The sequence below is a fragment of the Glycomyces harbinensis genome (assembly GCF_900101745.1).
Taxonomy (GTDB): domain Bacteria; phylum Actinomycetota; class Actinomycetes; order Mycobacteriales; family Micromonosporaceae; genus Glycomyces; species Glycomyces harbinensis.
In genome coordinates this window covers 206,425-218,908 of the sequence record NZ_FNAD01000008.1, presented here as the reverse complement: position 1 = coordinate 218,908, position 12,484 = coordinate 206,425, and the positions used below count along the sequence as shown (strand labels likewise).

Sequence of the window (12,484 nt, the reverse complement as noted above, 5' to 3'; positions counted from 1 at the left end):
CTGGACAAGCAGCGTAGAGCGACGGACAGACAGTCCGGTTTGACGCTGGGGCCCTGTGGATATGCTGGAGGATGAGCGTGGGCGAGCCGCCGTGGTCGACCCTGCGACAACAGGTGTCGATCCGTTTGCAGTGGAGCCGCCCATGCCGGTAAGAGGGGTTCGCGACCGCTTGCTGGATCGTATCGCGGAGCTGCGAGGGCCACTGACCTGGATGGCTGTCATCGCTGGCTGCGGATCGGGCGTCATGGTTGGATACCTCCAATCATGGTTCCAGGGCCTCCTGGCGGTCGTGTCCGCGAGCGGAATCATCCTGGGATTCCGGATTTGGGCGAACAGCCGATCCCGCAGCGCCCCTTTGCAGGCACCTCGGGTGATCGGAGTGCTTTTCAGCCCGATCGCCAGGGCGATCGAGACTGGCCGGGCGCGATGGTGGCGACGGATCGTCGCTTCGGCGCTGACTAAACCTGACCTGTCTCCGGCCACGAAGTTGGAGATCGTCGATTTGCTGTGTGGGGCAGGGGCACATGAACCGGCAGCGATAGCGGACATGCTTCCTTGGGCGATGAACGGGCGGGTGCCAGCCGAGGTGCGCTTGGCAATCGCCGTGATCGCGGCTCGTGGTCGCGTCGGTGGTGCGGTGCGGATCATCCGTTCGTTGGCCGAGATGAACGATGTCCCGTTCCACGTTCGATTCGACGCGGCCGAAGAACTCCTGGCGTTTGACGAAGCCGCGGCCGAGCGGTGCTTCGAAGCGCTCGCGAGGTCGTTGGAAACCCCGAGCAACCTGCGGTTGGAGGCCGCGGCAATCCTCAGTGAGCGCTCCTATCAGGGTTTGACTGCTCAGCAGGGCCCCGAAGTGCTCGCTCTCTTGGTCGGTGATGAGTCGGTCGGCCCCTGGGTGCGGATCGAATCGTGCAAGCTACTGCGCTTGCATGGGGCCAAGCGCTATCAGCGGGCACTGTGGAGTCTGGCGAACGACTCGCGGCTGAGCCCGGCCCAACGGCTGTGGTGCGCGGAGCGCTTGGCGGACTCTGATGTCGGTGAGGGAGAGCGGGGATGGACCGCACTTGCACACGATGCCCGACTGCCGTTCTGGGCGCGAATAGACGCGGCAGCCCGTCTCGGCATGATTACCGAGAAGAGCGGAGTCTTCGCGCTGCGGGCGCTGTTGCAGGACCCGACAATCGATGAGCGGACCAAGTTCGATGTTGTCAGAAAGTTGACACTTCTCGACTTATCCCAGGCCAACAAGGGTGTGGCGGACTGTTTGTGCGACGCATTGCGGGAATCACTGATTAGGGTTGAGTGCCTACCGGGCGAGATCGCCCGGTAGTACTGTGTAACAAGGGAATCACCCTTTCAGTCCTACCGAAAGATAGAATCACTTCTATGTCTATGGACGGCTCCGAAGACAATCCGGGGCCTCGGTCCCGCCGCCTCCCGGTCATACTGGCGACCCTCGCCCCTGCACTCGCCTCAACTGGACTGGCACCCGCCGGCCTCGTGGAACCCGTCGACCTTCTCTGGGTCTCGCCGACCTGCGCCGCCGGGGCGGCAGGGATTTACGGTCTCTTCGGCTGGCTGCGGAACCGAGAGCTCTCGTTTCGATTCGAACTCGAACGGCGACAGGCCGGCGGCGTCTCACTCAGCGTCAACGCCAAATTCAACGAACTGCTCGGAGAGGAAGAGGCGCAGAACCCGAATCTCGCGGAGATGCATGCCCTGCCCGATGGGACGCAGGACCCGGTCCTCATTTTGGTGCAGCGTCTGCTCCACGTCCCCGAGGTCGAATGGGAGGACGCGCAAGCCGACATCTGGCGCTTCGCGGCGGACCGCAAGACACGCCCGTATTCCCGCGTCGTTATTGCCAGCGGGCTGGCGACCAGGAATATCACCAAGGGCGTGATGCTCCTGGTACGGATTGCGCGAGATGGCGAGCTCGCCTCCATGGTCCGCCTCATGGCCATTCACGAGCTGCGTCGTTGGGACCTTGATGTGGCCGCCATGGAATACGAGTGCCTGAACGCCGATGAGCGAATCAGCGCCGAGGATCGGATCGTGGCCGGGGAGTTGCTTGGTGAACTCGACGCCGAACGAGGAGCCGCCGCGCTGCTGGCGATCGTACAGAACCCGAAGCTCCACTTTGACGATCGGTTCAATGCGGCGGAGCGAAGCGGGCAGTTCTCCGACTGGGCACGCGAGCGGGCCTTGTGGGCGTTGGCGACCGACAGCACTCAGAGGATGACCAACCGAGTATCGGCATCGGGGCGACTGCACCAGCTGGGTGTACCAGGGGCTCGCGAACTGTTGGAGAGCGGCGCGGAGAACCTCTCGCTCGAACCGGAGGCCCGAGAGCTGTGCATGAAGTTCTTGGCGGAGGTGCAGCCTTTCTCGTGATGCGTCGGGCCCGCTTGCGCGGGCCGGCTTGATTGGCGCGCCAACGTAGCCATCCTTCTGCCTGTCTAGCATGCGAGCGATGCACCTTGCATGACAAGGCAGGGGAGTCATAGAATCCCGTGGTATGACAGACGGTGACGATGACTTCGCAAGCTCGCCCCCGCTCACTGAGCTTGCTCAGCAGATGATCTACGAGCGCACAAGGCCTCGCCCCCGCAAGCCGACTGGCTTCAAGAAGAGCGAGATTCCTGGCAGCATCGCTTCGACTCGAACGCTTGACCGGATCGAGTCAGGGACCTATCGCGGGATGGGCCTTGGCAAGATCCTCGAGCTCCTTGACTTCTACGACACCGAACATCAACAAGTCGATCAGATCAAGCGTCTCGTCCGAGCTGCCAAGGCTGACGATTGGTGCAGCGTCTACAGCGACGCGGTTGATGACAAGGGCTGGTTCTACCAGCAGCGCGAGGACGCTGCCTCGGACCTGTTCTTTCACTCGGGCTTTGTGTTGCCGTCGTTGATTCACGGCGAGGCGTACTACGAGCGGATCGTAAGCACGACCGAAGTCCACATGGCTGAAGTTGACGGCAGCCAGAATCCGGGTTTCCGTCTGGAGCGGCGACGAAGGTGGATCGCATCAGAGCGACCTGCTCAGTTGCTCATTCATCAGGCGGCGCTTACGATCGATCTGGGACCCAAGGCTGATGAGATTCACGCCGACCTGCGGAAGATGGTCACGCTTCCTTTCGCGGACGTGCGAGTCATCCCGTTCAATGTCGGCCGCTATGACCTGATGGGCTACGACATGAGCCTCCTGGAGTTTGATGGAGGAGGTGAGTCCATCGTTCAAGTTGAGTCATCCAGGGGTTCCGGGCTCATCAAGGCGGACTCGGCGCGAGGTAAGTTCTTCATCGACGCCTACAAGCGGGCGTCTGCGAAGTCGATCCCAGCAGAGGAGTTCCTACGATGAGCAGCCCCGGACCCTGGCGCAAGTCTTCCCGCAGCGCAGGGAATCAGAACAACAACTGCGTGGAGGTTCGTCTGAACAACGGCGTCCCCGAGATCTCGGACAGCAAGCTTGCTGACGATCGGCCGATCCTCGCCGCGTCAACCGGCAGCTACAACGCACTGTTGGCTTGGGTAAAGCAGCACAGCCAGGAGTGAACGTACGGCCCGCGGTGGCGAAACAGCGGGCCGTACCAAGCGAAGACGCTCATATCCAACGTACCGGAGGTGGCGGACCCACGGGCCTGCCACCTTTCCATATATTCAACGTAAATCACTCAAATCGCCGAATACTACGCGCAGCGTTGCCTTGAGGCTGCCTGGATGCGCGAAAGCTAATCGCCCGGGGTGGAACGATAGTCGTCCGCACTGTCGATGGCGGAAACATCGATCCCGAGTCTGCGCGAGAGTGCTTCGGCGGTGCGGATCAGGTCGGGTGAGGGTTCCTGCTCCAGAAGGCTGGCCGCGAAGGCATGGGCTTCTTCCCGCAAGGTGTCGGCCGTGCTCGCGGCCTCATCGGCATGAGAGACGATCTTGAACGCGAGTGCGCGGGCACGCTGGTCGAGACTGCCCTGGAACCTTCCGATCGGCGCACCGAACGGGTGGTGTTCCACGTACGGCGTCTCGTCTGCTCCTGGTAGGGGGCTGGTACCGGTTACCCAGGCGTTGAAGCGCTCGGCCGAGATGGTGACACCAGGGGCGACGTCGATCTCAGTGTGCTGGTCGGCGGGAAGGGTCATGAGGGCGAGCGGAGAGACACCGAGCGCTGCGGCGATGGCGAACAAGGTGTCGACGTGGATCTTGGTGCGATCGGACGCGAGGTTCCAGAGGCGATTCTCGGTGAACGGGTATCCCAATGCCGCAAGGCGCTCGGCGAGTTCAGGAATGCTGAGTCCAAGGGCGACCCGGATGTCACGGATGCGTTCGACTGCCGCCTTGGCGGGCGACAGGGAACGGCTCTGGTCGGCGTCCTCGTTATCCCTCGAGTTCTGATTTCCTGTCATAACTACAGGATAGCTGCCAGACCCTTGGTGAATGCCCTGTTCGGGGTGAGGATCGATCCATCAGCTAGCGACGGGAATGAATCATCCTGTCGAAAATACAAGCGATGGAGGGCCCATGTCTCGTCGAGCGCGAATCAGAAAACACCCGTACTACTTCCGGAACCGGATGTGGTCACGCGAGGAGATCGAGGATCTCGGCACGACCTGCCCACTGCTGACCGCGGCCGAAATTCTCAGCATCAGCCGCAACGCGGCCTACATCCACGTCGAGGCCGGCACCTTTCCCGTCAAGGTCGTGAGGATCGGGAACCGGCTTCGGGTGGTGGTCCCTGAGTTGGTCGAGCTCTTGTTCGGTGCCGATGAGCGGGCGGAGGTCCAGCGGTGACCTGCAAGCACGACTACTGGGCCCAGCTCGATCCCGAAGGCGAGTTCGAGGACTGGGGTGAAGCGTCGATCGAAGACGCGATCGGCGGCCCCGAGGAGTTCATGATGGTCTGGGAAGAGCTCGGCGAGTTCGGGGACCGCGTTGCCTTGGCCGAGTTCACCGGGAGGTGGATGCAGCTCGGTGAGCATGCGGCGCAGCTGCGCGCGAAGTGCCTCGATGCCGGTCTCGGTGAGCGCCTGACCGAGCAGACGATCGCGGGATTCCTCAAGGAGGTCGCGCCGCGCTGGGGAGAGCCGGAGTCACGATGAGCAGCGTCCGAGTCATGACCGTCGACGGCCGCGAGAGCGCGGCCGCGTCAGGAGGAGAAGCTGATCCCGCGATCGGCGAAATACGAGTAAGGGTCGGTCGCATTGGAGCTGTTGGCATCATGGTTGGTGTGCGTTTCGAGGTGGAGGTGGGGGCCGGAGGAGTTGCCGGAGCTGCCGACGTAGCCAATGATGTCGCCAGCCTCGACGGTGTCGCCGACCTCGAAGAGCGGTTCGCTCACCATGTGGCAGTACCTGGTCAAGGTCCCATCAGGGTGGGCGATCTGCATGTACCACCCGCAGCCCATCACCTCGGGGGAGCCATCGGTATCGCAGGAGTAGTCGGCGCCGTTGAGGGTGGCGTTGCAGCGGACCCGGTTGACGGCGCCGTCGCTGGCGGCATAGATCGGGGTGCCATGGTCGGCCCACAGGTCGAGGCCGTCGTGGTCGGGGCGGTCGCCGGTGCGGTAGCCGGAGACGACGGGTGCGCCCGGGAGTGGGTTGGTCCAGGCGCCTTCAGGGAGGTCGGCGGTCTCGCAGTCGACAATGGTCGCGAGCAGGTCCACGGCGAGCCGTGCGAGCGGTTCCCACTTGGCATAGGCGTCGGGGAAGGCCGATATCTGCACGGCCTGCGCGGCGTCGGTGACCGCCATGCCTTCCCACCCTTCGATGGTCTCGAGCTTGTCGTAGAACTTGGTGGAGGCGTAGACCGGGTCCTGGATCTGCTCGGGGGTTCCCCATCCCGATGAGGGCCGCTGTTGGAACAGGCCGAGGGAGTCGTGGTCGTTGGCGTCGCCGAGGTGGCCGAGATTCCTCAGCGTGGATTCCTGCATCGCCGTGGCGAGCGCGACGACCATCGCCTGCTCGGGCAGGCCGCGTTCGGCGCCGACGGTGTAGATCGTGACGGCGTTCTGGATCTGCTCGTCGGAGAGGTCGGTGGCCTCGATCAGTGCGGATGATCCCTCCGCCTCGGTCCGGCAGGTGTAAAACCCGCCCTCGGACAGTTCAGGGGTGCTCGCCGCGGCTGTGAGCACAAGGAGCCCGAGAGCAGCGACGAACGGCAGGGCCAGCAAGGCGGCCAGCGGGGCGCGAGGGTTCATGTGGGGTACCGGGATTGTCGGGGACGGGGAGTCGCAACGCGAGGAACTCGATCGAGGATCTCACTTTGGCGCTCCAATATAGGCGCCGCTATACGTCGGTCGTCAATACCGACGAGCACCAGTTTGCAAATTCGTTACTTGAAATCGTTCCTAATTCGAGTAAGAAACACTCAGACGTTACCGGCCGGTATTCAGGGGCTTGGTGTGCGCGTGAAGTCACTTTGGTGAGTCGATGGTGAGAGTGAGCTGTCGATGGAGCAAGTCGGTATAATCGGACATTTTTAGATGTGTTCAGGCATGAGCGGGCTGTAACAGGTCCATTTTTCACGGCCACTGAGCTGGATTTTCTCTCAGGTATCAAAAAGATAACGAAGCTTCTTTGGAGTTGTCGCCATGGTGTGACGGCCGCTACGTTAGTCCGACCTGTTGGACCTTTCGGCTAACCGAGAGTGTCCGTTCGGCCCGGAGCCAGATGCCCTCCTATCTCGCTCTGCAATTTGATTCCCCGACAAGGAGTGCCCTCTATGGATGTCCCTTCCGTTCTGATCGCAATCAGTGGATCTACTGATGTGCTCGGTATCGTCACCAACCCACCACCAGTCGACCCGACTGGGGGATCAGAAGGTGTCAGCTTCCTGATCTCGTCCGCGAAGTACGTCGTGCTCATTATCTGCGGGATCGTCGGAGTCGTTGCGGGGGCGCTGATTGCGATCGGCGGCGCGAGCAAGCGGCCCGACACCGCCGACCTCGGCAAGAAGGCGCTCTTGTGCTCGTTCGTCGGCATCGTCGTGGCCGGGGTCTGGATCGTGGTCACGAACACGACCTGGACTTTCGTCAGCTAGGTAGGAGCAGAACCTATGGGACGCAACGCCTTTCTTTCCCGCTCGCGATCGGGCCGCGTCATCGTGCCGCTCGCCGTGCTGCTCGTGCTGGGGCTCTGCGGAGCTGTTGCCCTGGCCGCACACCAGTCTCGCGACGACGACAGCCCGAAAGCCGAGAGCGAATCCCCGACATCCGCGGAGCCCAGCTTCGAAACAGGGCCGGTCGTCCCCGACCAGGACGTACCGGAGGTGCTCGTCCTCGACACCGTTGGCACGCAGCTCGTGTCGGGCATGTGGACCGGCTTCGACCACGACCTCGCCGGTGCAGTCTCCGCTGGTGTGGAGTATTGGTCGGCATACTCCGGCAACCTTGACCCGGGCCGCGGCGAAGAGCTCGGCGCAGCGATGTTCTCCGAGTCGATGCTCGCCGAGTTCGATGCTGAAGGGCTACGGGCCAAGGCGCTCGATTCGCGCGAATCGATCGGGATTCCAGCCGAAGGTGAGGTCCCCGAGGGCACCGACCTGATCGTGGCCTTCTCCAACTACCAGACCTACGGCTATGAGGCCGACCGTGTGAACCTCCTGCTGCTGGGCGAGGCGACCGTCTACGTCGACGACGGTGTCCCGCAGACTTCGCCCGTGGTCACGCCGCTGGTCATGGTCTGGGAGTCGGGCGACTGGAAGATCGACGGCTTTCCCTTCGGCGACCTCGACTACCAAGCGCTCGTGGCCGACCCCGGCTCGCTCGAAGCCACTGAGCTCGGCTGGTACCTCCTCACTCGCTGACCTCCTTTTCACCCTGAACCTGAGACCCACCTCCAGGAGCCCTCCCATGTGCGATGACGGATTCGACCCCACAGCGGTATCCGACTACGTTTTTTGCAGCCCAGTCAACGAATGGGCGATCGACCAACTGGCCGCCGACGCCGCCGACGAGGCCGGCGATGCCGTCGGCGGCTCGATCGGTGAGTCCGTGATGGGCGACCTCGCGCTCGACGCCGCGGCCGGGATGATGCAGATGATGGAGTGGTTCGCGGACGCCTTCGTCGCGTTCCCGAACATTGATCTCGCCGGCGGCGGGATCTCCAAGGTCTACGCCATCAGTATGGGCATCGCGGCCATCGTCTCGGTCTTCATCATGTTCACCCAGATCATCCGCACTGCCGTGACCGCTGAAGGCAGGCCGCTCGCCGAAGCCGTTGTGGGCCTTGGCAAAGCACTCCTGGCAGTCATGACGACCCTGACGATCGGTTCGATGGCGCTCGTCGCCTCGGACGAACTCGCCAGCGGCATCATCGACTACACCTTCGAGGACGGTGACGCCGAGCTCCGCGACAAGCTCGCCGCCCTGTTCGCCTTCGGAGCCAGTCCCGAGCTCGCGGCCACGCTGGTCTTCTTGATCTCGCTGGCCGGCATCGCGCTGCTCTTCGTGCTGTGGGGTGAACTGATCCTGCGCAACGCCGCCCTGGCCGTGCTGATCGCCACGTCGCCGATCGCTGCGGTCGGCCAGATGTCCCACACGACCAAGCAGTGGTGGAACAAGCTGGTTAGCGTCACGATCCAGCTCATCATCATGAAGCCGCTGATCGCGATTATCTTCGCGGTGGGCTTCTCGCTCATCGGCGAGACCGAAACCGAAGACGGCACCGGCGCGACCGACATCGCCACCTTGTTGAGCGGCATGCTCGTCATCCTGCTCGCGGCGCTCGCGTGGCCGGCGCTTGCGAGGTTCATGACGTTCACTTCTACGCACGTCGGCGGCGGGACGGGGCTCGCAGCGGTCGCCGGAGCCGGTGCCGGATTCCTCAGCGCGCAGTCCGCTCCCGCGATGGGTGGCAGCGCCAGCTCACTCCAGTTCGGTCAGGCCGCCGAAGCCCGCACGATGGCGGCCGTGGGCGGCCGCATGACGATGGCGGGCAACAAAAGCGGCGCGATCGGTGGCGGAGCGATGAAGGCCGCCGGAGCAGCAGGGCCGTGGGTTGCCGGTGCCGCGATGGCACTGCGCGCGGTCCAGCGGGGCGCGAACTCCCTCACCCAGCGGATGGAGCAGACCGCGGCCCGCGCCGGGATCGAAGGGGCGAACCCGTATGCGCTGCCCGGCGGCTATCCCGGCTACCACCAGTCCATCGCCCGGCCGCCGGGACCGGACACGAACGGTGAGCCGCGTCCCGGGCATGGGGCTCCGCAGGCGGTCCCGCCGCCTCCGGACTACGGCAACACGGGCGGGCCGCCCCCGCCACCGCCGATCCAGCCCCCGCCCCCGAACCCGACCGACCACGGAGGTAACCGATGAGCGAGCAGACCAAGCCCGAAGCACGCAGCTATTTCGGCTGGCAAGTCGAGCGCGTCGCCTTCATGTTCGGCATGTCCGGACCCCGAGTCCTCCTGCTCGGTGCCGCCTCCCTCCTCGCGGTGTGGCCCTTCACCGTCGCCGACCTCCTCTTCGGAGTCATCGTGTGGCCGATCGCCGCACTCACCGTCGGGCTCGTCTTCTTCCGGGTGCGCGGTCGCACCGCCGACGAGTGGATCACCGGGTGGGTCTCCTACCACCTTGGCAAGCGGCGCGACTTCCACAAGTTCGCCTCCGGCGCGCTCGCTCCCGACGCCAGTCCGGTCATCGACACCGCCGACCTCGAACCCGAAGCCGCAGAAGAGGAGCCGGAGCCGGAGTCCATCACTGCCCAGCACGGAAACGAACGCGGACACGGCTTCGGTCGTGGGCCGAAGCGCAAGCGCGCCGACCTTCCTGGGGTGCTGGCGCCGATCGAGATCCTTGAGGACGAGTTCCCCGATGGGACGCCGATCGCGATCGTCCACCACCGCATCGACAAGACCTTCACCGCCGTCGCCCGCATCACCTACCCCGGCCTCGGCCTGGTTGACACCGACCGGCGCGAACAGCGCGTCGCCGGCTGGGGCGGCCTCCTCGCCGGGCTCTGCACCGAAGGCAACCCGATCATCCGCGTCCAGGCATTCCAGCGACTGCTCCCCGAATCCGGTGCCGCGTTGCGCCGCTGGCACCTCGACCACGCCGACCCGCAAGCCCCTGAGGTCACCCAGGCCATCACCGAGGGACTGCTGTCGACGGCGACGCTGGCGACCTCCAGCCGGGAATCGTTCCTGGCCTTCACAATGGACGCCCGACGCGCGGCCTCCGCGATCCGATCCGCCGGCGGCGGCTCCCGCGCCGCCTCGGCCGTACTCGCCCGCCACGTCATCTCCCTCACCGCCTCCATTGGCGGCGCCGACCTGGCCGTCCAGTCCTGGCTCCAGCCGCGCGAGCTCGCCGAAGTCGTGCGCTCCGCGTTCACCCCGAACATGGCCCGTTCACTCGCCGAGCGCCGCGAAGCCGCCGACAGGGGCGGCCTCCCCGCCGGGATCGACCCGGTCCTCGCACGGCCGGCCTCGGCCGAGGCCCGTCCCGGCTACTACCTCCACGACGGGTCCGCCTCGATCACCTACTGGGTCTACGACTGGCCGAGATCGCGCACCTACTCCACAGTGCTCGCGCCCCTCCTCGGCGAGGGTCAGCACCGGCGCACCTTTTCCATGCACCACGAACCGCTCGGCCCGCGAAAGGCCGAGAAAGAGGTCATGAAGGAGCGCACCGCCCGCTCGGTGGCCGTGCGGATGCGCCAGCGGACCGGGCAGATCGTACCCGAGCACGAGCAAGCCGCCCTCGACCGCGCCGCACAGCAGGACGTCGAACGCGCCAACGGCCACGGGCTCGTCCGCTTCACCGGACTCATCACCATTACGGTCACCGACTTCGACGACACCAGCGACGCTTCGCACCGCGAACTCGAAGACGCCGCTGCCGCGCTCGAAGCCGATGCCGCCGCGGCCCGGATCGAGGTCGACCGGATGTGGAACACGCAGGACATCGGCTTCGCCATGTCCGCCCTGCCCTTGGGGTTCGGTCTGCCCAAGGCCCGGTGGTCCCAGTGAGACAGGCACTCGAACGCCGCCGCGCCGCTAAAGCCGCGCAGCACCTCCCGCACGCCGACCTCGCCGATGTGCTCGCACCTTCCGCCGTCCCCGAGGCGCCGGTGCGGGAGAAGGGACGCCGTGAGCGCCCGGAGCCGATCCCGTCGCGGCGCGGCGTCGCGAAGCCGTTCTCTGGGCGCGCCCCGCGCATCCCGAACTTGCCCGCGTTCCGGTCCTCGACCGGGCAGGTCCAGGGCCTGTACCCGTGGCTGTACGGCAAGTCCCTCCCGCCAGTCGGGGCATACATGGGGGTGGACTGTTTGACGGGCGGGGCGTTCTCCTGTCACCCCGTCGAATGGCTTCACCGCGGACTCACCTCGAACCCGAATCTCTTGATCACCGGGGTTCCGGGCTCGGGGAAGTCGGCGACGATCAAGGGCCTGGCTCTGCGCCTGCTGACCTATGGTGTGAAGACGTTCGTGCTGGGCGACATCAAGAACGAGTACGCCAAGGTCGCCCGCGCCCTCGGTGTCGAACCGGTCGAGCTCGGCCCCGGCCTGCCCACCCGGCTCAACCCGCTCGACTCCGGGCCACTCGGCCAACACCTGCCGACCGACCCGATCGAGCTGCGGGACCGGCTGGCCGAGATCCACCGCCGCCGCATCACCCTGCTTTCCTCGCTTCTCGAAGTGCGCCTGGACCGCAAGCTCGACCCGACCGAGGAAGCCGCGCTCGCTTACGCGATCAAGGACATCTCCGGCGAGCACGACGGCAACTCCCAACTTGTCGACCCGACCATCCCCGACGTGTGGGCGGTCCTGCGCGACCCCCACCCCGTGATGGTCGAGGAGCTGCGCGCCGACTCCGTGAAGGAACTGCGCGAACGCATCCGACCCGCCGCCGACGCACTCGGCAACATGGTCCAAGGCTCACTCTCCGGGCTGTTCGACGGCCCGACCACCGTCCGGCTGGACTTCAACGCCCCGATCCAGACCGTCAACCTCGAACGCATGAAGGGGCGCGGAGACGAGACCGTCGCCATGACCCTCGCTTGCGCTTCCAACTGGGGCCAGACCGCCATCGACGACCCCAACGGTCCCGTTCGGCTCGTCATCCGCGACGAGCTGTGGCGCGCGATGCGCATCCCCGCGATGGTCCGCAAGCTCGACGCCGACCTGCGCCTCTCCCGCTCCAACGGGACCATCGAAGTGCTCTCCACGCATCGCCTGTCGGACTTCGAGGCCGTCGGCGCGGCCGGCAGCGAAGAAGTTGCCATTGCCAAGGGGCTCATCAGCTCCTGCGACGTCCGGATCTGCCTCGCCCAGGACACCGCACCGCTCGCGATGACCCGCGACGCCATCGGCCTGACCGACACCGAATGCCAGCACATCGCCTCCTGGACCGGCCAGCACAAAGGACGCGGGATCTGGAAGATCGGCCGCTCCTCCTCCCACGTCGTCCAGATGATGCTCACGCCGATCGAGCAGGAGTTGACCTGGACCAACGAACGCATGTCGCTGTGACGACCTGAAAGGCCTCC

Annotated in this window: 13 protein-coding genes; 11 read left to right on the top strand and 2 right to left on the bottom strand. The window is 65.2% G+C overall.

Annotated features, from left to right (window positions below; genetic code table 11):
* The first annotated feature begins 55 nt into the window (after positions 1–55).
* The 4 genes from BLQ63_RS15345 to BLQ63_RS15330 all read left to right on the top strand — a co-directional run bounded on the left by BLQ63_RS15345 (position 56) and on the right by BLQ63_RS15330 (position 3,561).
* The gene (locus tag BLQ63_RS15345) at positions 56–1,333 is read left to right on the top strand and encodes a hypothetical protein (RefSeq protein WP_143014924.1); all 1,278 of its coding nucleotides are present in this window, start codon (positions 56–58) and stop codon (positions 1,331–1,333) included.
* A gap of 56 nt (positions 1,334–1,389) precedes the next feature.
* A complete protein-coding gene (locus BLQ63_RS15340; protein WP_143014923.1) occupies positions 1,390–2,397 on the top strand; it encodes a hypothetical protein in 1,008 nt (335 codons plus the stop codon).
* Between the two features lie 124 nt (positions 2,398–2,521).
* The gene (locus tag BLQ63_RS15335) at positions 2,522–3,367 is read left to right on the top strand and encodes a Scr1 family TA system antitoxin-like transcriptional regulator (RefSeq protein WP_091036710.1); all 846 of its coding nucleotides are present in this window, start codon (positions 2,522–2,524) and stop codon (positions 3,365–3,367) included.
* On the top strand, positions 3,364–3,561 hold the full coding sequence (locus BLQ63_RS15330; protein ID WP_091036707.1) for a DUF397 domain-containing protein: 198 nt from the start codon (positions 3,364–3,366) through the stop codon (positions 3,559–3,561). The genes BLQ63_RS15335 and BLQ63_RS15330 overlap by 4 nt, the downstream gene beginning before the upstream one ends.
* Before the next feature lie 176 nt (positions 3,562–3,737).
* On the opposite strand, the gene BLQ63_RS28485 is transcribed toward BLQ63_RS15330, so the two are convergent.
* Positions 3,738–4,406, bottom strand: coding sequence for a helix-turn-helix domain-containing protein (locus tag BLQ63_RS28485; RefSeq protein ID WP_091036704.1), 669 nt, complete (start codon positions 4,404–4,406; stop codon positions 3,738–3,740).
* Between the two features lie 115 nt (positions 4,407–4,521).
* Here BLQ63_RS28485 and BLQ63_RS15320 point away from each other — a divergent pair, with 115 nt between their 5' ends.
* Positions 4,522–4,791 (top strand): DNA-binding protein, encoded by a 270-nt coding sequence (locus BLQ63_RS15320; RefSeq protein ID WP_143014922.1) that lies wholly within the window; start codon positions 4,522–4,524, stop codon positions 4,789–4,791.
* Positions 4,788–5,099 (top strand): hypothetical protein, encoded by a 312-nt coding sequence (locus BLQ63_RS15315; RefSeq protein ID WP_091036697.1) that lies wholly within the window; start codon positions 4,788–4,790, stop codon positions 5,097–5,099. The genes BLQ63_RS15320 and BLQ63_RS15315 overlap by 4 nt, the downstream gene beginning before the upstream one ends.
* Positions 5,100–5,146: 47 nt before the next feature.
* On the opposite strand, the gene BLQ63_RS15310 is transcribed toward BLQ63_RS15315, so the two are convergent.
* Complete coding sequence (locus BLQ63_RS15310; protein WP_091036694.1) at positions 5,147–6,196, bottom strand: M23 family metallopeptidase; 1,050 nt, start codon at positions 6,194–6,196, stop codon at positions 5,147–5,149.
* A gap of 524 nt (positions 6,197–6,720) precedes the next feature.
* Here BLQ63_RS15310 and BLQ63_RS15305 point away from each other — a divergent pair.
* The 5 genes from BLQ63_RS15305 to BLQ63_RS15285 are packed head-to-tail and all read left to right on the top strand — an operon-like array spanning position 6,721 to position 12,467.
* A complete protein-coding gene (locus tag BLQ63_RS15305) occupies positions 6,721–7,038 on the top strand; it encodes a hypothetical protein (RefSeq protein ID WP_091036690.1) in 318 nt (105 codons plus the stop codon).
* A 15-nt stretch (positions 7,039–7,053) separates the two neighbouring features.
* Positions 7,054–7,803: a hypothetical protein gene (locus BLQ63_RS15300; RefSeq protein ID WP_091036686.1), complete on the top strand. Its 750-nt coding sequence runs from the start codon at positions 7,054–7,056 to the stop codon at positions 7,801–7,803.
* A 46-nt stretch (positions 7,804–7,849) separates the two neighbouring features.
* The gene (locus tag BLQ63_RS15295) at positions 7,850–9,310 is read left to right on the top strand and encodes a proline-rich domain-containing protein (protein ID WP_091036681.1); all 1,461 of its coding nucleotides are present in this window, start codon (positions 7,850–7,852) and stop codon (positions 9,308–9,310) included.
* Positions 9,307–10,965, top strand: coding sequence for an SCO6880 family protein (locus tag BLQ63_RS15290; protein ID WP_091036678.1), 1,659 nt, complete (start codon positions 9,307–9,309; stop codon positions 10,963–10,965). The genes BLQ63_RS15295 and BLQ63_RS15290 overlap by 4 nt, the downstream gene beginning before the upstream one ends.
* Positions 10,962–12,467: a VirB4 family type IV secretion system protein gene (locus tag BLQ63_RS15285; protein WP_245680978.1), complete on the top strand. Its 1,506-nt coding sequence runs from the start codon at positions 10,962–10,964 to the stop codon at positions 12,465–12,467. The genes BLQ63_RS15290 and BLQ63_RS15285 overlap by 4 nt, the downstream gene beginning before the upstream one ends.
* Positions 12,468–12,484: the final 17 nt, after the last annotated feature.

What these genes read in the sequence shown, in the direction of transcription:
- BLQ63_RS15340 (WP_143014923.1), top strand. Translation starts at nt 1,390, where the DNA reads ATGTCTATGGACGGCTCCGAAGACAATCCGGGGCCTCGGTCCCGCCGC.
- BLQ63_RS15335 (WP_091036710.1), top strand. Translation starts at nt 2,522, where the DNA reads ATGACAGACGGTGACGATGACTTCGCAAGCTCGCCCCCGCTCACTGAG.
- BLQ63_RS15330 (WP_091036707.1), top strand. Translation starts at nt 3,364, where the DNA reads ATGAGCAGCCCCGGACCCTGGCGCAAGTCTTCCCGCAGCGCAGGGAAT.
- BLQ63_RS28485 (WP_091036704.1), bottom strand. Translation starts at nt 4,406, where the DNA reads ATGACAGGAAATCAGAACTCGAGGGATAACGAGGACGCCGACCAGAGC.
- BLQ63_RS15320 (WP_143014922.1), top strand. Translation starts at nt 4,522, where the DNA reads ATGTCTCGTCGAGCGCGAATCAGAAAACACCCGTACTACTTCCGGAAC.
- BLQ63_RS15310 (WP_091036694.1), bottom strand. Translation starts at nt 6,196, where the DNA reads ATGAACCCTCGCGCCCCGCTGGCCGCCTTGCTGGCCCTGCCGTTCGTC.
- BLQ63_RS15305 (WP_091036690.1), top strand. Translation starts at nt 6,721, where the DNA reads ATGGATGTCCCTTCCGTTCTGATCGCAATCAGTGGATCTACTGATGTG.
- BLQ63_RS15300 (WP_091036686.1), top strand. Translation starts at nt 7,054, where the DNA reads ATGGGACGCAACGCCTTTCTTTCCCGCTCGCGATCGGGCCGCGTCATC.
- BLQ63_RS15295 (WP_091036681.1), top strand. Translation starts at nt 7,850, where the DNA reads ATGTGCGATGACGGATTCGACCCCACAGCGGTATCCGACTACGTTTTT.
- BLQ63_RS15290 (WP_091036678.1), top strand. Translation starts at nt 9,307, where the DNA reads ATGAGCGAGCAGACCAAGCCCGAAGCACGCAGCTATTTCGGCTGGCAA.